This window comes from Amycolatopsis nigrescens CSC17Ta-90, from assembly GCF_000384315.1.
GTDB classification, from domain to species: Bacteria; Actinomycetota; Actinomycetes; order Mycobacteriales; family Pseudonocardiaceae; genus Amycolatopsis; species Amycolatopsis nigrescens.
This window is the reverse complement of the sequence record NZ_ARVW01000001.1, coordinates 5,025,607-5,045,957: the sequence shown is the minus strand read 5'-3', so window position 1 is coordinate 5,045,957 and position 20,351 is coordinate 5,025,607. Positions and strand designations below refer to the sequence as shown.

Here is a 20,351-nt window from a genome sequence, read left to right as displayed (position 1 = left end):
ACCAAATCAGGTACCTGCTCGCTAACCCCTCGGTGCGGCGGGGCGGTCGGTGGGCCAGGGCTGGATCTCCTCGACCAGCTTGGCCACCGCGAGCACCAGGTCGTCGGAGTGCCGCGGGCCGACGATCTGCAGGCCGACCGGCAGCCCGGCGGAGGTGAACCCGGCCGGCACGCTGATCGCCGGCTGCTGGGTCATGTTGAACGGGTAGCTGAACCTGGTCCACTCCGGCCAGCTCCGCATGCCGCTGCCCGGCGGCACGTCCACCCCGGCCTCGAACGGGGCGATCGGCATGGTGGGCGTGATCAGCACGTCGTGCCGGGTGTGGAACTCGCCCATCAGGATGCCCAGCGCGGCACGCTCGGCGTTCGCGGCGAGGTAGTCGGCGGCCGAGTAGGTCAGCCCCTGCTCCCACACCTCCCGCAAACCGGGGTCGATCCGTTCCGCGGAACCGTCGGGGAAGGTGTCCAACCACTTCGCGGCACCGGTGGACCACAGCACGTCGAAGGCGTCCTTCGGGTCCGCGAAACCGGGGTCCGTCTCCTCGATGTGCAGCCCGGCGTCGGCCAGCGCCGCCACCAGGGCGGCCACGATCTGCGCCACCTCCGGGTCGACGTCCACATAACCGAGCCGCGGGGAGAACGCCGCGTTCAGCCCGCGCACGTCCCGGCGGACCGCCTCGCGGAAGGTGCCGACCGAAGGCGGCATCGCGCCAGGGTCGCGGACGTCCGGCAGCGCGAGCACGTCCAGCAGCAGCGCCACGTCGTCCACCGAACGCGCCATCGGCCCGGCGTGCGCGAGCGCGCCGAACGGGCTCGCCGGATACAGCGGGATCCGTCCGTACGTCGGCTTGAAACCGACGATTCCGCAGAACGAAGCGGGAATCCGGACCGAGCCGCCGCCGTCGGTGCCCACCGACAGCTCGCCCATCCCGGCCGCGACCGCGGCCGCGCTGCCACCGCTCGAGCCGCCGGCGGTGAGCGCGGGGTCCCACGGGTTGCGGGTGATCCCGGTCAGCGGGTTGTCCGTGACGCCCTTCCAGCCCAGTTCCGGGGTAGTGGTCTTGCCGAGCAGCACCAGGCCGTTCTCCCGCAGCCGCGCGGTGACCGGGCTGTCCACCTCCCACGGCTGGTCCGGGTCGATGCACTTCGAGCCGCGCAGGGTCGGCCAGCCCTGGGTGAGGAACATGTCCTTGATCGAGGTGGGCACCCCGTCCAGCCAGCCGACCGGATGGCCGTCGCGCCAGCGCGCCTCGGAGACCTTCGCCTGTCCCAGCGCGGATTCGGCATCGACGAGGCAGTACGCGTTGTAGTCCCCGTCGTGCTCCTCGATGGCGCGCAGCGCGGCCCTGGTCGCTTCCACCGGCGACAGCTCCCCGGTGGAGTAGGCGGCGACGAGCTCGCTCGCCGTCAACAGGGTGCTGGTGTTCGCGGCCATGTTCCTCCTTGGAGCCGAAATGCCTCCCACTCCTGGCCGGCGCGGGATGCCTGGTTCATCGCACCGGGGACGGCACGTACCCCAGTTGCTTGTCCACGACATTACGAAGCTCGGCGCCCGCACGCCACCGGTGAAAGTTGTCCGCGAAGACCTCGACCAGCGTGTTCCGCCAGCCGACGAAGTCACCGGACATGTGCGGGGAGATCAACACGTTCTTCATTGTCCACAGTGGACTATTCGCGGGCAGCGGCTCGGTGTCGAACACGTCCAGCGCGGCACCGGCCAGCTCGCCGTCGCGCAGCGCGCCGATCAGGTCATCGGTGACCACCAGCTCGCCGCGGCCCACGTTGACGAACCGCGCGGAGGGTTTCATCGCGGCGAAGGCGCGGGCGTCGAAGATGCCCTTGGTCTGCTCGGTCAGCGGGGCCACCGCGATCACGTAGTCGGCGTCCGGCAGCCGCTCGATGAGGTCGTCCGACGCGTACACCGTGCCGAACGCGGGGTCGTCCTCGCGGGCGCGGCGGCCAACCCCGGCCACCCGCAGCCCGGCGGCGCGCAGCAGGCCGGCGATGGCCTGGCCGATCGGCCCGGTGCCCAGCACGAGCGCGCGCTTGCCGGTGACCCGCTCGGTCTCCCGGTGCAGCCAGCTGCCCTCGCGCTGCAGGTCGAGCGAGCGGGCGAAGTCCTTGGCGAAGGCGAGGACCACGCCGAGCACGTACTCGGCGATCGAATGGTCGAAGACTCCCCGCGAGTTGGTCAGCACCACGTCGCTCGCGCGCAGCTCCGGGAACAGCACCGGGTCCACGCCGGCGCTGGCGATGTGCAGCCAGCGCAGCCGGTCCGCGGCGTGCCACGCCGCCGGCACCGCAGTAGAAAGGAAGTCATAGACGAAGAGCGCGTCGGCTCCGCGCAGGGCTTCGGCCAGCCCCTCTTCGCGGGTGTAACGGACCGTTGCCGCGGTTTCGATGGGCCGCATGTCCGGCGGAAGCTTGTCGCCGTGCAACACGGCGAGCACCGGGGAATCGATCACGTTGACACGCTAGGAGTCGCTCGTATGATTGTCAACAATCCGAGGAAGCACCCCCGGAGGCCACTCCTTCTTCACCCGCACCCTGGGGACTGAGCCTTGGATTTGGATTTTCTGGACTTCGACGGGCCGCTCGCGCAACGAGGTATCGGCGTGATCGCCCCCTTCGACCTGGCCCTGGAGCGCGAGCTCTGGCGCTGGGTGCCGATGGAGGTCTCCCTGCATCTCGCCCGCACACCGTACGAGCCGGTGCCGGTGAGCATGGAAATGGCGCAGCTGGTCAGCAACAGCGCGCACCTCGCGGCCGCGACCAGGGACGTGCTGCACGTGGAGCCCGAAGTGGTGGCGTACCTGTGCACGTCGGGCAGCTTCGTGAACGGCGTGGACTACGAGCGCTCGCTGTGCAAGGCGATCTGCGACGCCGGCGCGCCGGACGCGGTGACCACCTCCGGCGCGCTCGCCGAGGTACTGCAGCAGCTCAACCTGGAACGCGTCTCGGTGATCACCCCGTATGACGCCGACCTGACCAGCAGCCTGCACGCCTTCCTGCTGGAACTGGGCGTGCGGACGGTGTCCAGCGACCACCTCGGCCTCGGCGGCGGGATCTGGAAGGTCAGCTACCGCACGATCGCCGAGCGCATCCTCAGCGCGGACCATCCGGACGCCGAGGCGATCTTCGTCAGCTGCACCAACCTGCCCACCTACGACCTGATCGGGCCGCTGGAGAAGCGCCTCGGCAAGCCGGTGCTGACCGCCAACCAGCTCACCATGTGGGCCTGCCTGAAGCGGATGGAACTGCCGGTCGTGGGCGAGGGGAGCTGGCTGCGGGAAGTCTCCTAGGTGACTGATTAGTAGCCATCTAGTAGGATTGTCAACAATCTTCGTCTCCGTCGTTCTCCTGGGAGGACCGCCCCATGCCGACGATCGGCCTCATCTACCCCGACCACGCCGCGGAAGACGACTACCCGCTCGCGGAAGGACTGCTCGACGGCGTGCGGCTGCCGGTGGAGCACATCTACGGCACCGACCTGCACGCCGTGCCCGAGCTGCTCGACCTCGGCAGCCCGGAACGGCTGGCCGAAGGGGCCCGTCTGCTCGCGAAGCACGAGCCGGACGCGGTGGTGTGGGCGTGCACCAGCGGCAGTTTCGTGTACCGCTGGGACGGCGCGGCCGAGCAGGTGGCGAAGCTGGCCGAGGCGGCCGGAAAGCCGGCGTCGAGCACGTCGTTCGCCTTCGTCCGCGCGGCGGCGGCCCTGGGGCTACGTCGGGTTTCGGTGGCCGCGAGCTACCCGGACGACGTGGCCAAGCTGTTCGTGGAGTTCCTCGGCGCCGGCGGGGTCGAGGTGGTGTCCATGTCCAGCGAGGACATCGACACGGCGGCCGAGGTGGGCAGGCTGCCGGCGGACGCGGTGGTCGAGCTCGCGCTCGCGCACGACCATCCCGACGCCGACGCGGTGCTCGTCCCGGACACCGCGATGCGCACCCTCGGCGTGCTGAACCGGATCGAGCAGCGGCTCGGCAAGCCGGTGCTCACCGCCAACCAGGTCACCATCTGGGAGGGGTTGCGACTGGCGGGACAGAGCGTTCCGGTTGACTCACTGGGCGCTTTGTTCCGGAGAAGGGATGCCTGAGATGCCGTTGGCGGATATCGAGCCGGTCAGCCGTGAGTCCACCGCCGGCATCATCGCGCGCCAGCTGCGCGACGCGATCATGAACGGCTCGCTGCAGCCGGGGGCGCAGCTCGGCGAAAGCGAGCTGGCGGCCCAGTTCCAGGTCTCGCGCGGGCCGCTGCGGGAAGCCATGCAGCGGCTGGTCTCCGAGGGTTTGCTGCGCAGCGAGCGGCATCGCGGGCTGTTCGTGATCGACCTCGAACCCGGCGACGTCTACGACATCTACTCGGCCCGTTCCGCGGTCGAGCGGGCGGCGGCGATCCGGATCATGCGCGGCGACCGGGAGCTGGTGGCCGCGGAGCTGGACGAGACCGTGCGGGCGATGGCCGCGGCGGCAGACGAGGACGACCCGACCGCACTGTCCGAAGCGGACCTGAAGTTCCACGAGGCGCTGATCGCCGCGTCCGGCAGCCCGCGGCTGGTGCGGATGGCGCGCACCCTGCTGATCGAGACCAGGATGTGCCTGTCCGAGCTGCAACGGACCTACCAGGCGGTGGAGGAACGGGTCACCGAGCACAACCAGATCATCGACGCGATCCGCGCCGGCGACGAGGAGGCCGTGCTCACCCTGCTGGAAGCCCATATGGAGGACGCCGTGCAGCGCCTCGCCCCTGGCAACAGCCTGCACTCCGGCGCCGCTCCCGCGGTGGCCGGTTCCTAGCTTTCACCGGTCGCGCGAACGTGCCGGAGGAAGGTCGCGGCGACCAGCGCCAGCCCGGCGAGCAGCACGGCACCGACCGCGCCCGCTAGGTTCAGCCCGGTGGTGAAGGCTTCCCTGGCGGGCTCCAGCAACTCGCCGCGAAGTGCGGGTGGCAGCTGTTCGGCCGCTGCCACCGCGCTGTTGAGGCTTTCGCGACCGGCCACGGCCACCTCGGGCGGAAGATCCGCATCGGCCATCTCGCCGCGGTAGGCCGCGGCGGCGACGCTGCCGATGACCGCCACCCCGAGGCCCACCCCGAACTCGCCGCTGGTCTCCGAGATCGCCGCGGCCGATCCGGCCTTCTCCGGCGGTGCCGCGCCGACGACCAGGTCCGTGCTCAGCACGCCCATCGGGCTGAGGCCGATGATCACCACCACCCCCGCGGCCACCAGAAGGGCAAGTCCCCCAACGCTTTGCACCTGAGTGACCAGCAGGAAACCGAGTATCGAGAGCACCGCGCCGCCCGCGATGACGTAGGCAGGGCGCACCCGTCGCGCCAGGAACGGCGCCGCCATCGACGCGACGATCGAAGCCAGCGCGATCGGGATCATCCACAACCCGGCATGCAGCGGCGAAAGGCCCTCGACCAGTTGCAGGAACTGGGGGAACAGGAAGTTGACCCCGTTGATCGCCAGGATGCCAAGCAGCAGCAGGGCCAGCCCGGCGCGGAAGGCGCGGTCACCGAACAGGCGGAGGTCGACCAACGGATCGGGCAGGGTGCGCTGCCTGCGCACGAACAGCACCCCGAAGAGCAGGCCCGCCGCGATCGCCAGCACCGACGGCCAGTGCAGTCCGGTACCGGCGATCTCCTTGAGGCCGTAGACGATCGGCAGGATCGTGGCCAGCGAAAGGGCCACGCTGACCAGATCCAGCCTGCCCGCGCCCGGGTCGCGGTGCTCGGGCAGCAGTCGCGGCGCCAGTACCGCCAGCAGCACCATGACCGGCACGCCCAGCAGGAACACCGAGCCCCACCAGAGGTTCTCCAGCATGGCGCCGCCGACGATCGGGCCCACCGCGATGCCGGCCGAGAAGGTGGTCATCCAGACCGCGATGGCGACCCCGCGCTGCGCCGGATCCTGAAACATGGTGCTGATCAGGGCGAGCGTGGAGGGCATCAGGGTGGCGCCGGCAATGCCGAGCACCGCACGGGCCGCGATCAGCATCGCGGGTGAACCGGCGTAGGCCGCGAGCAGCGACGCGGCGGCGAAGGCGACGGCCCCGATCACCAGCAGCCGTCGCCGGCCGATCCGGTCGCCGAGGGTGCCCATGGTGATCAGGAAGCCGGCGATCAGGAACCCGTAGATGTCCATGATCCACAACAGTTCCGTGCTGCTGGGCCGCAGATCAGCGCCCAGCCGCGGGGCGGCCAGGAACAGCACGCTCACATCCAGCGCGAGCACGAGCAGCGGCAGCGTGAGCACGGCCAGCCCGATCCACTCGCGGCGCCCCGCCTTCGTCGGTCCCGGCACGTTCATCGCACCCTCCCGGCTGATATTTATGTTCCGATCCGTAACGTAACATAAGTGGCGGTTAGGCTGAAGCCATGTCGGATCCCCAGCCCGCGCCGGTCCGCGGCGGCCGTCCCCGCGACCCGCAGATCGACGCGGCCGTGCTGGCGGCGACGCTGGCCGTGCTCGACGAGTCGGGATACCGCCGGCTGACCCTCGAAGAGGTCGCGCGCCGAGCGGAGAGCACCAAACCGGCGATCTACCGCCGCTGGCCCAACCGGCAGGGGCTGGTGCTCGCCGCGCTCGCCGCCAGGCTCGGCGAGCAGCAGGTGCCGGACACCGGCTGCACGATCTGCGACCTGAACGAGGGCATCGCCGTGTTCGTCGGCGCGTTCCGGCGGATCCATCCCGACGTGCTCGGCCCGCTGCTGGCCGACTGCAGCGCCGACACCGGGCTGCGCGAGGGGTTCATGGCCACCCTCTTCGAGCCCCCGCGCGCCGCCGTGGCACAGATGCTCGACCGCGCGGCCGCGCGCGGCGACCTCCGCGAGGATCTGGACCGCGACCTGATCCTGGACATGCTCGGCTCACTGGTGCACTACCGCGCCCTGTTCGGCCACGCCCCGACCACCGAGGACGAGATCGAGCGCGCCGTGGAAGCGCTACTCGGCGGCATCGCGGCGGACTACCCGGCGCTGATCGAGCACAGCCGCCAGGTCACCGGCGCCCCCGGCCTGCACAACACCCACCCTTGACGTCGTGAGTGGAAAGTGTTGCCCCAGCAACACTTTCCACTCACGAGCGTTGACCTGCGAAATCGCCGGTGGCGCTAGCCGAGGGCGGCGGCGATGGCGGTGCCGAGCTCGGCGGTGGTCGACTTGCCGCCGAGGTCGGGGGTGGCCACCTCGCCGTCGGCGAGCACCTTCTCCACCGCTGCGTTGACCGCCCGCGCGGCCACCGGCTCACCGAGGTGTTCGAGCATCATCACCCCGGCCAGCACCTGGGCCACCGGGTTGGCGATGCCCTGCCCGGCGATGTCCGGCGCGCTGCCGTGCACCGCCTCGAACATGGACGGGTACTCGCCGGGCGGGTTGATGTTGCCCGAAGGCGCCATGCCGAGCCCGCCGGTGACCGCGGCCGCCAGGTCGCTGAGAATGTCGCCGAACAGGTTCGACGCCACCACCACGTCCAGCCGGTCCGGCTGCTGCACCATCCGCGCCGCCAGTGCGTCCACATGGCACTGTTCACTTTGGACATCCGGGTACTCCGCCGCGATCTCGGCGAAGTTCTCGTCCCAGTACGGCATCGAATGGATCAGCCCGTTGGACTTGGTTGCCGAGCAGACCCGGCCGCTACGGGTGCGGGCCAGCTCGAAGGCGTACCGGATGATCCGCTGCACGCCGACGCGGGTGAACACCGACTCCTGCAGCACGAACTCGCTCGCCTGCCCGGTGTTGTGCCTGCCGCCGATGGCCGAGTACTCGCCCTCGGAGTTCTCCCGGACGATCACCATCTCCAACTCGGCCGCGTCCCTGCCCTCGAGCACCGACCTGGTGCCCGGCAGCAGCCGGACCGGCCGCAGGTTCACGTACTGCGCGAACGCCCGGCGCAGCGGGATCAGCAAGCCCCACAGCGAAACGTGGTCCGGCACACCGGGAAAACCGACCGCGCCGAGGAAGATCCCGTCGAACTTCGCGAGCTGGTCCACCCCGTCCTCCGGCATCATGGCGCCGGTCTGGGTGTACCGCTCGCAGCTCCAGTCGAACTCCGTCCACTGCAGACCGAACTCGTGCAGCTCCGCGGCCCGGTCGAGCACCTTGCGCGCCTCGACGCTGACGTCCACGCCGATCCCGTCACCGGGAATCGCCGCGATCGAGTAGTAGTCCGTCACAGGCTCACCGCGATGTACTTCGTCTCCAGGAACTCCTCGATGCCGACCGTGCCGCCCTCGCGGCCGAGGCCGGACTGCTTGATCCCGCCGAACGGTGCGGCCGGGTTGGACACGATGCCCTGGTTGAGGCCGATCATGCCGGCCTCCAGCCGCTCCGAGACGCGCAGCGCGCGCTTCACGTCACTGGTGTACAGATAGGACACCAGCCCGTACTCGGTGTCGTTCGCGGCGGCCACCGCCTCGTCCTCGGTGTCGAACACCGAGATCGGCGCCACCGGGCCGAAGATCTCCTCGGAGGCCAGCTTGGCGTCCTTCGGCACGTCGGTGAGCACGGTCGCCTGGTAGAAGTTGCCCGGACCGTCCACAGTGGACCCACCGGTGAGCACCTTGGCGCCGCGGTCGGCGGCGTCGGAGACCAGGCTGCTCACCTTCTCCACCGCGGCCCTGTCGATCAGCGGGCCGACCACCACGCCGTCCTCGGTGCCGCGGCCAAGCGGCAGCGCGGACATCCGCTCGGTCAGCCGCCGGGAGAACTCCTCCACCACCCCGCGCTGCACGTAGAACCGGTTCGCCGCGGTGCACGCCTCGCCGATGTTGCGCATCTTGGCCTGCATCGCACCCTCGATGGCGGCGTCCATGTCGGCGTCGTCGAAGACCAGGAACGGCGCGTTGCCGCCCAGCTCCATGGAGGTGCGCAGCACCTTCTCCGCGCTCTGCTCCAGCAGCTTGCGGCCGACCGAGGTGGACCCGGTGAAGGAGAGCTTGCGCGCCCGGCCGTCCCGGATCAGCGGCTCCATCACCCCGCCGGAGTCGCTGGTGGTCAGCACGTTCACCACCCCCTCCGGCAGCCCGGCCTCGGCCAGGATGCCGGCCAGCGCGAGCATGGACAGCGGGGTCTGCGCGGCGGGCTTGATCACCGAGGTGCAGCCGGCCGCGATCGCCGGGCCGAGCTTGCGCCCGCCCATCGCCATCGGGAAGTTCCACGGCGTGATCAGCAGGGTCGGGCCGACCGGCTGCTTGGTGACCAGGAACCGGCCGCTGCCGTTCGGCGCGACCGCGTACCCGCCGTCGATGCGCACCGCTTCCTCGGCGAACCAGCGGAAGAACTCGGCGGCGTAGGTGATCTCGCCGCGCGCCTCGGCCAGCGGCTTGCCCATCTCCAGCGTCATCAGCAGCGCCAGCTCTTCGTTGCGCGCGATGAGCAGCTCGTAGGCGCGGCGCAGGATCTCACCGCGTTCGCGCGGGGCGACGGCGGCGAACCCCGGCTGCGCGGCGACCGCCGCGTCCAGTGCGGCCACACCGTCCGCCGGCGAGGCGTCGGCCACCTCGCACAGCACTTTGCCGTTCGACGGGTCGTACACCGGGAACGTCCTGCCACCGGCCGCGGAAGTCCACTTACCGCCGATGAACAGGTCCTTGCCGACCGCGTCGACTACCCCGGTCTCACTGATCTCGCTCATCCCGCTCCTGTTCATGCTTCATTGCGCCGGTCCGAAGGCCATGCTACGAATATTGTCAACAATCGACAACACCCTCGCAACCCTGAAGGAGCGTCGCTGTCATGGCCAAGCTCTCCCCGCTGCTCAAGCAGGCCACCCCGGTCGTCGTCGACCACGGCGAGGGTGTCTATCTGTACGACACCAGCGGCAAGCGCAACCTGGACTTCACCGCCGGCATCGGCGTCACCAGTACCGGACACTGCCACCCCAAGGTGGTCGCCGCCGCGCAGGAGCAGATCGGCAAGCTGATCCACGGCCAGTACACGACCGTGATGCACAAGCCGCTGCTCGACCTCACCGAGAAGCTCGGCGAAGTGCTGCCCGACGGCCTCGACTCGCTGTTCTTCGCCAACTCGGGCAGTGAAGGCGTGGAAGCGGCGCTGCGGCTTTCCCGACAGGCCACCGGGCGGCCGAACGTGATCGTCTTCCAGGGCGGCTTCCACGGCCGGACCGTGGCCACCGCGACCATGACCACCTCGGGCACCCGGTTCAGCGCCGGCATCTCGCCGCTGATGGGCGGGGTGCACGTGGCCCCGTTCCCGAACGCCTTCCGCTACGGCTGGGACCAGGCGACCGCGACGAAGTTCGCGCTCCAGGAGCTGGACTACCTGTTCGCCACGGTCAGCGCGCCGAACGAGACCGCGGCCTTCGTGATCGAGCCGGTGCTCGGCGAAGGCGGCTACGTGCCGGCGAACACCGAGTTCTTCGCCGGTCTGCGCGAGCGGGCCGACCGGCACGGCATCCTGCTGGTGATCGACGAGGTGCAGACCGGTTTCGGGCGCACCGGGAAGTTCTGGGGACACGACCACTTCGACGTGCGCCCGGACGTGATCGTCATCGCCAAGGGACTGGCCAGCGGCTTCCCGCTGTCCGGCATCGCCGCGTCCACTGAGCTGATGAGCAAGGCGTGGCCCGGTTCGCAGGGCGGCACCTACGGCGGCAACGCGGTCTCCTGCGCGGCCGCCGCGGCGACGTTGGCCGTTATCCAGGAAGAGGGCCTGGTGGAGAACGCTGCGGCTAGGGGCGAGCAGCTGCTGGCCGGCGCCAAGCTGGTCGGCGAGAAGACCCCGCAGATCGGCGACGTGCGCGGGCTCGGGCTGCTGGTCGGCTCGGAGTTCACCACCCCGGACGGCCAGCCGGACAACGCGACCGCACAGGCCGTGCAGAAGGCCGCCGCGGAGCGCGGGCTGCTGCTGCTCACCTGCGGGGCGTACATGAACGTGGTGCGGATGATCCCGCCGCTGGTGGTCACCGCCGAGCAGGTGGACGAGGCACTGGACATCTGGGCCGACGCGGTCGCGTCCGTCACCAAGAACTGAGGGGAAACCGAGAAGTGGCGCGCTACATCACCATCACCCTGGACAAGCGCGGGGTGTCCTGCCGTGCGCGGCTGCTCGAAGCCGAGGCGCCGCGCACCTGCAAGGCGGTCTGGGACGCGCTGCCGCAGAGCAGCTCGGCCTACCACGCGAAGTACGCCCGCAACGAGGTGTACACGCTGGTGCCGCCGTTCGCCGAGCCCAAGCCTGGCCGCGAGAACCCGACCGTCACCCCGATTCCTGGCGACGTCGTGTACTTCGGCTTCGAGGCATGGGAGATCGGCAACCCGGCGTACGGCTACGACGAAGGCAGCGAGGCGCACAGCGACCAGGGCGCGACCGACCTGGCGATCTTCTACGGGCGCAACAACCTGCTGATCAACGGCGATGCCGGCTGGGTGCCCGGCAACGTGTTCGCCACCATCGAAGAGGGCCTGGCGGAAATGGCCGCCGCCGCCCAGGACCTCTGGCTGCGCGGCGTCGAAGGCGAGACCCTCTCCTTCACCCGCTCCGAGTAACCCGCTTATGCAGCGAAGGCCACCTTGCCTGCGTTCAACGCAGTGAAGGTGGCCTCGCTGCATGCGGCAAACGCGAATAGTTTTCATGGCATGCTCTCGCCGATCCGTACTACGCTGCCGGACAACGACCCGCCCGAGCAGCAGAGAGCAGGTGGCACCGTCATGGCCGACGATGTCGGTTCCGGACCGGCGGCGGCGTTCGCCGGCGTGGTTGGCATCCCGAACCTGCTCAGCGGTGCGGACATCGCCGAGGACTACGCGCACGACGAAGCCCTCACCGTCGAGCCGCGCAAACCCCGCTACCTGGCCAAGCCGGCCAGTGCGGAGGAAGTGGCCGCGCTGCTGAAGGCCGCCGCCGAGCACGGCGTGCCGGTCACCGCGCGCGGCTCCGGCACCGGCCTCTCCGGCGCGGCCCGGCCGCGCGAGGACGGGCTGCTGGTGTCCTTCGAGCGGATGAACGCGGTGCTGGAGATCGACGCCGAGAATCACGTGGCCGTGGTGCAGCCCGGGGTCACACTGTCCGAACTGGACGAACGGACTCGGGCGGCGGGACTGAGCTACACGGTCTATCCCGGCGAGCTGAGCGCCAGCGTCGGCGGCAACGTGGGCACCAACGCCGGCGGCATGCGCGCGGTCAAGTACGGCGTCACCCGGCACAACGTGCTCGGGCTGCAGGCCGCGCTGCCCACCGGCGAGCTGATCCGCACCGGCGGCAAGACGGTGAAGACCTCCACCGGCTACGACCTCACCCAGCTGATCATCGGCTCGGAGGGCACCCTCGCGCTGGCCACCGAGGTGATCGTCAAGCTGCATCCCCGGCTGTCCCACGGCGCCACCGTGCTCGCCCCGTTCGGCGATCTCGACCAGGTGATGAACGCCGTGCCGAAGATCCTCTCCAGCGGGCTCGCCCCGCACATCCTGGAGTACATCGACACGCTGACCCTGGCCGCGATCGCCTACAACGAGAAGCTGGCGCTGGGCATCCCGGACTCGGTCCGCGACTCCGCGCAGGCGTATCTGGTGGTGGCACTGGAGAACCGGCTGACCGAGCGGCTGGACGGCGACGTCGAGGCACTGGGCGAGCTGCTCGGCCAGCTCGGCGCAATGGACGTGTACGTACTGGAAGGCGGTTCCGCCCGTCAGCTGATCGAGGCGCGGGAGAAAGCGTTCTGGACGGCCAAGTCGGTCGGCGCGGACGACGTGATCGACGTGGTGGTGCCGCGTTCGGCGATGCCCGGCTTCCTCGCCAAGGCCAGGGAACTGGCCACCGCGGCGGAGGGCGGCGCGCTCGGCTGCGGGCACGCCGGGGACGGCAACGTGCACCTCGGCATCTTCTGCAAGGACCCGGACCGGCGGCGGAAGCTGCTGCACGACATCTTCGCCGAGGGGATGGCCGTGGGCGGGGCGATCTCCGGCGAGCACGGCCTCGGCAACGCCAAGACCGAGCACTTCCTCGAACTCGAAGACCCGGCGAAGATCGAGCTGATGCGCCGGATCAAGCAGGCTTTCGACCCGGCCGGGATCCTCAACCCCGGCGTACTTCTAGGAGATTCATGAACGGCGCACAGTCCCTGATCCGCACCCTCGTCGACGCCGGCGTGGACGTCTGCTTCTCCAACCCCGGCACTTCCGAGATGCATTTCGTGGCCGCGCTGGACAGCGTGCCGGAGATGCGCGGCGTGCTCGGGCTGTTCGAGGGCGTGGTCACCGGTGCCGCCGACGGCTACGCGCGGATGGCCGACCGGCCGGCCGCGACCCTGCTGCACCTCGGTCCGGGGATGGGCAACGGGCTGGCGAACCTGCACAACGCGCGCCGGGCGCACACCCCGATGGTGAACGTGATCGGGGACCACGCCACCTATCACAAGAAGTACGACGCACCACTGGAATCCGACATCGACGCACTGGCGGGCTGGCTCAACGGCTGGGTCCGGCGCTCGGAGCACTCCGCGGACGTGGGCGCGGACGCCGCCGCCGCGGTGGCCGCCGCGATGGACACCCCGGGCAAGATCGCCACCCTGGTGCTGCCCGCGGACGTCTCCTGGGGCGACGGCGGGCAGGCGTGCGAGCCGGTGCCACCGCGGGCACCGCGACAGGTCAACGAGACCACCGTGAAGGCGATCGCCGAGCTGCTGCGCGGCGGCGAGCAGGTGGCGCTGCTGATCGGCGAGCGGGCGTGCCGGGAGACCGGGCTGCGCGCGACCAGCCGGATCGCGGCCGCGACCGGGGCCAAGCCGTTCGTGGAGACCTTTCCCAGCAGGCTGGAGCGCGGCGCCGGGCTGCCGAGCATCGAACGCCTCGGCTACCTCGCCGAACAGGTCACCTACCAGCTCGACGGGATCAAGCACCTGATCGTGGCCGGCACCAAGGCGCCGGTGTCCTTCTTCGCCTACCCCGGCAAGCCGAGCGACCTGGTCCCGGAGGGCACCCAGGTGCACGTGCTGGCCGAGCTGGACGAGGACGTGCCCGGTGCGCTGGACGACCTGGCCGCGCTGGTCGCGCCGGACACCGAGCCGGTGCTGCAGGAGGCGTCCAGGCCCGCCGTGCCGAGCGGCCAGCTCACCCCGCAGAACTGGGTCGACGTGATCGGCGCGCTGCTGCCGGAGAACGCGATCATCGCGGATGAAGCCAACACCTCCGGCCTGCTGCTGCCGTCCGCGACCGCGGGCGCGCCCCGGCACGACGTGCTCACCCTCACCGGTGGCGCGATCGGCTACGGGATCCCGGTCGCCACCGGGGCCGCGGTGGCCGCGCCGGGCAGGCCGGTGATCAACCTGCAGTCCGACGGCAGCGCGCTGTACACGATCTCCGCGCTGTGGACGCAGGCCAGGGAGAACCTCGACGTCACCACGGTGCTGCTGAACAACCGGGCCTACGCGATCCTGCGGCTGGAGCTGCAACGCGTCGGCGCGGAAAGCTCCGGGCCGAAGGCGAACCAGCTGCTGGACCTGTCCGGCCCGGACATGGATTTCGTGAAGATCTCCGAGGGTCTCGGCGTACCGGCCACCAGGGCCACCACCGCCGAGGAGCTGGCCGACCAGTTCGCGCGCGCTGTCGCCGAACCCGGCCCGCACCTCATCGACGCCATCGTCCCCCCGCTGTTCTGATCGTCCCTTAAGGCCACCATGAGGGCGCTCAACGCCCCTAAGGTGGCCTTAAGGGGCAGACGTGGTGATCAGCCAGGCGGGGTGGTCGGTGCTGCCGGCCATGTCGATCTTGCTGCTACCGGTAAAGGTCAGGTTGGTGCTGGCGAAGATGTGCTGCAGGTCGCCGTCGCCCTTGCGGTAGAAGCCGCCGCGGTTGCAGTCCTGCGCATCGGGGCTCCCGCCGTAGCGGAGGTTCAGGTCACCGGCGACCACCGTGGGCGCGGTCTTCGCGTACTCGACGGCCCGGCTCATCAGCTCCTCGCACTGCGCCAGCGCGACCGAACCGTCCTTTGCGGACAGATGGGTGGCGCAGGCGCTCAGTTTCCCAGCCGGCAGGCAGGCCCAGACCCGCTTCTCGTTGCTGCTGTCCTGTGCGCTGAACTTGCCGCTGACTCCCGCACCACCGGCGAGCGCGTCCACGACCATCACGATGTTGCCGTAGTCCTGGCCGTTGGTGCACTTCACCGGTGTGCCGTCGGCCCGCTGCGCGGCGACGAACTTGGTCCTGGCCGCGCCTAGCTCCGCGCGAAGCGGCTCGACGTCGCCGGAGCACGCTTCATTCACCGAAAGCACCTGCGGTTTGACCGAAGCGATCACCGACTTCACCTTGGTCATCACCCGGTCGCCGGTGAAGCAATCGGCGAGCCCGCTGTGGCAGATGTTCAGCTGCAGCACCTTCACCTGGGTGGCCGCACTCGCCTGCCCCGGCACCAGTCCCAGCAACGCGACCACAACCGCGACGACCACCCTTTTCCGCATACCCGAATCGTCGCATCCCCGATGCAGCGAAGGCCACCTTGCCTGCGTTGAACGCAGGCAAGGTGGCCTTCGCTGCGGAGCTGTTACTCGAAGATCTCGCCCTTGTCGGCTTTGGCGACGAGCGACTCGGGCGGGGTGAAGTGGTCGCCGTACCGCTCCGCGAGTTCACGCGAACGGGCGACGAAGCCCTTCAGGCCACCCTCGTACTGGTTGATGTACTGGATCACGCCACCGGTCCACGGCGGGAAGCCGATGCCGAAGATCGACCCGATGTTCGCGTCCGGCACCGAGGTGAGCACGCCCTCGTCGAAGCACTTCACGGTCTCCAGCGCCTCGGCGAAGAGCATCCGCTCCTTGAGGTCCTCGAACGGCACCTCGCCGCTGCCCGACTTGAACGCGTCCCGCAGTCCGGGCCAGAGACCGGTGCGCTTGCCGTTCTCGTCGTAGTCGTAGAACCCGGACCCGGTCGAGCGGCCCTTGCGGTCGAACTCGTCGATCATCCGGTCGATCACGCCCTCGGACGCGTGCGCGGTCCACGTGCCGCCCGCGGCCTCGACCGCCTCCCGCGTCTCCTTGCGGATCTTGCGCGGCAGGGTCAACGTCAGCTCGTCCATCAGCTGCAACGGCGGCGCCGGGTAGCCGGCCTGCGAACCAGCCTGCTCGATGCTGGCCGGCGCCACGCCCTCGCCCAGCGCGGCGATCGCCTCGTTGATGAAGGTGCCGATCACCCGGCTGGTGAAGAAACCGCGGCTGTCGTTGACCACGATCGGGGTCTTCTTGATCTGCAGGGTGTAGTCGAAGACCTTGGCCAGCGTGGCGGGCGAGGTCTTCTCCCCACAGATGATCTCCACCAGCGGCATCTTGTCCACCGGCGAGAAGAAGTGGATGCCGATGAAGTCCTCCTGCCGCCGCACCCCCTCGGCCAGCGAGGTGATGGGCAGCGTGGAGGTGTTCGAGCCGAGCACCGCGTCCGCGTTGACCACGCCCTCGATCTCGCCGAACACCTTGTGCTTCAGCTCGACGCTCTCGAAGACGGCCTCGATCACGAAGTCGACCCCGGCGAAGTCCGCCGGGTCCGCGGTCGGGGTGATCCTGGCCAGCAGCGCCTCGGACTTCTCCTTGGTGGTCTTACCGCGGGAGAGCGCCTTCTCCTCCAGCTTGGCCGCGTAGCCCTTGCCCTTCTCGGCCGCTTCCTGCGAAACGTCCTTGAGCACCACGTCGATCCCGGCCTTCGCCGAGACGTACGCGATCGCCGCGCCCATCATGCCGGCGCCGAGCACACCGACCTTGGTCGCGGAGAACTTCTCGAAACCGTCCGGCCGCGAGCCGCCGGAGTTGATGTGCTGCAGGTCGAAGAAGAACGCCTTGGTCATGTTCTTCGCGACCTGACCGGTGGCCAGGTGCACGAAGTACCTGGTCTCGATCTGGATCGCGGTGTCGAAGTCGACCTGCGTGCCCTCCACCGCCGCGGCCAGGATCGCCCGCGGAGCCGGCATGTTCGCGCCCTTGATCTGCTTGCGCAGGTTGGCCGGGAACGCGGGCAGGTTCGCCGCGAAGGACGGGTTGCTCGGGGTGCCGCCGGGGATCTTGTAGCCCTTGACGTCCCACGGCTGCACGCCGCCTTCGGGGTTGGCCTTGATCCACTCCTTGGCCTTGGCCAGCAGTTCGTCCACAGTGGACACGACCTCGTGCACGAGGCCGAGCTCCAGCGCCTTGGCCGGCTTGTGCCGCTGGCCCTGCACGAGCACGTTCAGCACCGCGCTCTGGATGCCGAGCAGGCGCACCGTGCGCACCACGCCACCGCCGCCGGGCAGCAGGCCAAGGGTGGCCTCGGGCAGGCCGATCACGGTGCCCTTGACGTCCGCCACGATCCGGTGATGGGTGGCCAGCGCGATCTCCAGGCCGCCGCCGAGCGCGGCACCGTTGATCGCCGAGACCACCGGCTTGCCGAGGGTCTCCAGGCGGCGCAGCTGCGTCTTGAGCTCGCCGGAGCTCTTGGTCAGGTCGGCCGCGTGCTCCGGCTTCGCCTGGATCAGCTCGTTGAGGTCACCGCCGGCGAAAAAGGTCTTCTTCGCCGAGGCGACCACCACGCCGGTGATCGAGTCCTTTTCGGACTCGAGGCGGTCGATCGTCACGCCGAGCGACTCGCGGAAGTCCGCGTTCATCGTGTTCGCGGACTGGTTGGGGTCGTCGAGAGTCAGCACGACGATGCCGTCGGCGTCCTGCTCCCACTTGATGGTCTTGGATTCAGCCATTGGTCTTCCGCCCTCAGACTCGCTCGATGATGGTGGCGAGCCCCATGCCGCCGCCGATGCACAGGGTGACCAGCGCGCGCCGGGCGCCGCGCCGCTCCAGTTCGTCGACCACGGTGCCGACCAGCATCGCGCCGGTGGCGCCGAGCGGGTGGCCCATGGCGATCGCGCCGCCGTTGACGTTCACCTTCTCGGCCGGGATCTTCAGGTCCTTCTTCCACTTCATGACCACGGACGCGAAGGCCTCGTTCAGCTCGAACAGGTCGATGTCGTCGATGGTGAGCCCGGCGGTCTTGAGCACCTTCTCGGTGGCCGGGGTCGGGCCGGTCAGCATGATGGTGGCGTCCGCGCCGCTGACCGCGGTGGCCACGATGCGGGCCCGCGGGGTGAGGCCGAAGGTCTTGCCGGCCTGCTCGCTGCCGACCAGCACCAGCGCCGCGCCGTCCACGATGCCCGACGAGTTGCCGCCGGTGTGCACGTGGTTGATCTTCTCCACGGAGTGGTACTTCTGCAGCGCCACCGCGTCGAAGCCGCCCATCTCGCCGACGGTGGTGAAGGCGGGCTTGAGCTTGCCGAGCCCTTCCACCGTGGAGCCGGGACGGCGGTGCTCGTCGTGGTCCAGCACGGTCACGCCGTTGATGTCCTTGACCGGCACCACGGACTTGGCGAAGTAGCCGCCGGTCCAGGCCGCGTCGGCCTTGTTCTGCGACTCGACGGCGAACTGGTCGACGTCCTCGCGGGAGAAGCCCTCCATGGTGGCGATCAGGTCCGCGCCGATGCCCTGCGGCACGAAGTAGGTGTCGAAGTTGGTGGCCGGGTCCAGCGCCCATGCGCCGCCGTCGGAGCCCATCGGCACCCTGGACATGGACTCCACACCACCGGCGATGACCAACTGGTCCCAGCCGGCGCGCACCTTCTGCGCGGCCTGGTTGGTGGCTTCGAGACCGGAGGCGCAGAACCGGTTGAGCTGGACACCGGCGACGGTGTCCGGCAGCCCGGCGGCGAGCGCCGCGGTGCGGGCGATGTCCCCGCCCTGATCGCCGACCGGGGAGACCACGCCGAGCACGATGTCGTCGATCGCCGCCGGGTCGAGGTCGGGGAAGCGGATCTTGAGCTCGTCGATCAGGCCGACCAGCAGGTCGACCGGCTTGGTGCCGTGCAGGGCACCGCCCTTGTTCTTCCCCCGAGGCGTGCGAATCGCCTCGTAGATGTACGCCTCACTACTCACGAAAGTCTCCCTGGGTGCTGCGCGCGGGTCTTCGACTCATGCTAATTGCCACTAACATAATCCTGCTGAAGTACATGCTGTCAACGGGTTGTCATTCAGTCAACAGTGGCTAAGGTTGGCTCACCTATGGACCGACCGACGAGTCGCAGACGGCCGCGCGACCGGAAGAGCCAGCTGGCCTCCGTCGCCGCGGGGCTCTTCCGCGCCCGCGGCTACCACGGTGTCGGCATCAACGACATCGCCGCCGAAGCGGGCATCACCGGCCCCGCGCTGTACCGGCACTTCGCGGACAAGCAGGCGATCCTGGCCTATGTGGTGCTGGCCGGCATCGACGACATGGAAGCCGCCACCCACGAGGCGCTCTCCGGGCTGGACGTGCCGGCTCCCGGGCAGGTCGAGGCCCTGCTCGGGGCGCTGGCCGCGCAGGCGGTGGAACGCCGCGAGGTGGCCGCGCTGTGGCGCTGGGAGGGCCGGCATCTCGCCGCCGAGGACCAGCGGGAGATCAGGCGGCGCTCCGGCGCGGTGCTCGAGGCTTGGACGAAGGCACTGCTGGTGCAGCGGCCCGAGCTGGCTGCCGAGGACGCCGAGCTGCTCTGCTGGGCGGGGCTGAGCGTGTTCGGCAGCGTCTCGGTGCACCACACCAGCGTCGCCAGGAAACGCTTCGGACAGCTGCTGGTCACGCTGGCCCAGCGTGTGCTGCATGCCACACTGCCGACCCCGGCCGAGGAGGAGCCGGCCCCGCCACCGAACGGCCTCGGCACGCCATCGCGTCGGGAGCAGTTGCTGGCCGCGGCGACCGAGCTGTTCCGCCGCCGCGGTTTCCACGCGGTCAGCATGGAGGACATCGGCGCGGCCGCCGGGATCGCCGGGCCGAGCGTGTACCGGCACTTCCCGAGCAAGGCCGGGCTGGTGCTGGCGATCTGCCAGCGGGCCGCGGACCGGCTGGCCATCGGCGCCGAGCACGCGCTGCGCACCAGCGCCCCGGCGGACGAGCGGGAGGCGCTGCGCCGGCTCGCGCAGTCCTACGTGTACACCCTCACCGGCTCCGGCGAGCTGGCGGTCGCCTTCTCCGGCATGCACGTCAACGTGCCCGAGCGCGAGCGGGCCGAACTGGTCCGGGTGCAGCGGGACTATGTGGCCCAATGGGTTCGGCTGCTGTCCACCGTGCACCCCGGACTGAGCGCGCGGGAAGCCAAGATCACCGTGCACGCGGCGCTCACCGTCGCCAACGATCTGTCCCGCACCCGGCGGGTGAACGCGCGGCCGCAGCTCGGCGCCGAGCTGGTCACCCTGATGACCGAGGTGCTGGACCTCGGCTAGCGGCTTGTCACTTCCGGACGAATCGACTCCGCCCCGATGCTCGGAAAGTGACATGCCGCGCCAAGGTGAGCCCGGACACTGGCATCCTCGTCATAGAGGGGTTAACCTACTCGTGAGTAGGTACGCGAGGCCGGTCTCCGGCT

The 20,351-nt window shown here is 69.8% G+C and carries 17 protein-coding genes; 9 read left to right on the top strand and 8 right to left on the bottom strand.

What is annotated here, in order from left to right; all coding sequences use genetic code 11:
• Positions 1–21 precede the first annotated feature (21 nt).
• A complete protein-coding gene (locus tag AMYNI_RS0123970; protein ID WP_020670601.1) occupies positions 22–1,434 on the bottom strand; it encodes an amidase in 1,413 nt (470 codons plus the stop codon).
• A 55-nt stretch (positions 1,435–1,489) separates the two neighbouring features.
• Positions 1,490–2,410 carry a D-2-hydroxyacid dehydrogenase gene (locus AMYNI_RS0123965; protein WP_051116549.1) on the bottom strand — a complete coding sequence of 307 codons (921 nt, stop codon included), beginning with the start codon at positions 2,408–2,410 and terminating at the stop codon, positions 1,490–1,492.
• A 150-nt stretch (positions 2,411–2,560) separates the two neighbouring features.
• Here AMYNI_RS0123965 and AMYNI_RS0123960 point away from each other — a divergent pair, with 150 nt between their 5' ends.
• The 3 genes from AMYNI_RS0123960 (at position 2,561) to AMYNI_RS0123950 (ending at position 4,792) form a co-directional block, all read left to right on the top strand.
• Entirely contained in the window at positions 2,561–3,301 is a 741-nt protein-coding gene (locus AMYNI_RS0123960; RefSeq protein WP_026360854.1) for a maleate cis-trans isomerase family protein, read from the top strand.
• A 74-nt stretch (positions 3,302–3,375) separates the two neighbouring features.
• The gene (locus tag AMYNI_RS0123955) at positions 3,376–4,092 is read left to right on the top strand and encodes a maleate cis-trans isomerase family protein (RefSeq protein ID WP_020670598.1); all 717 of its coding nucleotides are present in this window, start codon (positions 3,376–3,378) and stop codon (positions 4,090–4,092) included.
• A gap of 1 nt (position 4,093) precedes the next feature.
• Positions 4,094–4,792 (top strand): GntR family transcriptional regulator, encoded by a 699-nt coding sequence (locus AMYNI_RS0123950; protein ID WP_026360853.1) that lies wholly within the window; start codon positions 4,094–4,096, stop codon positions 4,790–4,792.
• Here the strand turns inward: AMYNI_RS0123950 and AMYNI_RS45265 are convergent.
• On the bottom strand, positions 4,789–6,306 hold the full coding sequence (locus AMYNI_RS45265; protein ID WP_020670596.1) for an MFS transporter: 1,518 nt from the start codon (positions 6,304–6,306) through the stop codon (positions 4,789–4,791). The two genes, AMYNI_RS0123950 and AMYNI_RS45265, sit on opposite strands and share 4 nt — an antisense overlap.
• Before the next feature lie 68 nt (positions 6,307–6,374).
• Here AMYNI_RS45265 and AMYNI_RS0123940 point away from each other — a divergent pair, with 68 nt between their 5' ends.
• A complete protein-coding gene (locus tag AMYNI_RS0123940; RefSeq protein ID WP_020670595.1) occupies positions 6,375–7,034 on the top strand; it encodes a TetR/AcrR family transcriptional regulator in 660 nt (219 codons plus the stop codon).
• 74 nt (positions 7,035–7,108) lie between these two features.
• On the opposite strand, the gene AMYNI_RS0123935 is transcribed toward AMYNI_RS0123940, so the two are convergent.
• Together AMYNI_RS0123935 and AMYNI_RS0123930 are read right to left on the bottom strand one after the other, a co-directional pair.
• Entirely contained in the window at positions 7,109–8,170 is a 1,062-nt protein-coding gene (locus AMYNI_RS0123935) for a tartrate dehydrogenase (RefSeq protein ID WP_020670594.1), read from the bottom strand.
• Positions 8,167–9,630: an NAD-dependent succinate-semialdehyde dehydrogenase gene (locus AMYNI_RS0123930; RefSeq protein ID WP_020670593.1), complete on the bottom strand. Its 1,464-nt coding sequence runs from the start codon at positions 9,628–9,630 to the stop codon at positions 8,167–8,169. The genes AMYNI_RS0123935 and AMYNI_RS0123930 overlap by 4 nt, the downstream gene beginning before the upstream one ends.
• A 101-nt stretch (positions 9,631–9,731) precedes the next feature.
• Between AMYNI_RS0123930 and AMYNI_RS0123925 the strand changes: the two genes are divergently transcribed.
• From AMYNI_RS0123925 to AMYNI_RS0123910, 4 genes are all read left to right on the top strand, one after another.
• Positions 9,732–10,988, top strand: a complete 1,257-nt coding sequence (locus AMYNI_RS0123925) for an aspartate aminotransferase family protein (RefSeq protein WP_020670592.1) — start codon at positions 9,732–9,734, stop codon at positions 10,986–10,988.
• A gap of 14 nt (positions 10,989–11,002) precedes the next feature.
• The gene (locus AMYNI_RS0123920; protein WP_020670591.1) at positions 11,003–11,503 is read left to right on the top strand and encodes a DUF3830 family protein; all 501 of its coding nucleotides are present in this window, start codon (positions 11,003–11,005) and stop codon (positions 11,501–11,503) included.
• Between the two features lie 162 nt (positions 11,504–11,665).
• Complete coding sequence (locus tag AMYNI_RS0123915; protein ID WP_020670590.1) at positions 11,666–13,060, top strand: FAD-binding oxidoreductase; 1,395 nt, start codon at positions 11,666–11,668, stop codon at positions 13,058–13,060.
• The gene (locus AMYNI_RS0123910; RefSeq protein WP_020670589.1) at positions 13,057–14,610 is read left to right on the top strand and encodes an acetolactate synthase large subunit; all 1,554 of its coding nucleotides are present in this window, start codon (positions 13,057–13,059) and stop codon (positions 14,608–14,610) included. Before AMYNI_RS0123915 ends, AMYNI_RS0123910 begins: the two co-directional genes overlap by 4 nt.
• A gap of 48 nt (positions 14,611–14,658) precedes the next feature.
• Here the strand turns inward: AMYNI_RS0123910 and AMYNI_RS0123905 are convergent, their stop codons facing one another.
• The 3 genes from AMYNI_RS0123905 to AMYNI_RS0123895 form a co-directional block, all read right to left on the bottom strand.
• Positions 14,659–15,408: an endonuclease/exonuclease/phosphatase family protein gene (locus tag AMYNI_RS0123905; protein WP_020670588.1), complete on the bottom strand. Its 750-nt coding sequence runs from the start codon at positions 15,406–15,408 to the stop codon at positions 14,659–14,661.
• Positions 15,409–15,491: 83 nt separating this feature from the next.
• On the bottom strand, positions 15,492–17,663 hold the full coding sequence (locus tag AMYNI_RS0123900; RefSeq protein ID WP_020670587.1) for a 3-hydroxyacyl-CoA dehydrogenase NAD-binding domain-containing protein: 2,172 nt from the start codon (positions 17,661–17,663) through the stop codon (positions 15,492–15,494).
• Between the two features lie 13 nt (positions 17,664–17,676).
• On the bottom strand, positions 17,677–18,888 hold the full coding sequence (locus AMYNI_RS0123895) for an acetyl-CoA C-acetyltransferase (RefSeq protein WP_020670586.1): 1,212 nt from the start codon (positions 18,886–18,888) through the stop codon (positions 17,677–17,679).
• Between the two features lie 126 nt (positions 18,889–19,014).
• Here AMYNI_RS0123895 and AMYNI_RS0123890 point away from each other — a divergent pair, with 126 nt between their 5' ends.
• On the top strand, positions 19,015–20,208 hold the full coding sequence (locus AMYNI_RS0123890; protein WP_020670585.1) for a TetR/AcrR family transcriptional regulator: 1,194 nt from the start codon (positions 19,015–19,017) through the stop codon (positions 20,206–20,208).
• The last annotated feature ends 143 nt before the right edge of the window (positions 20,209–20,351 follow it).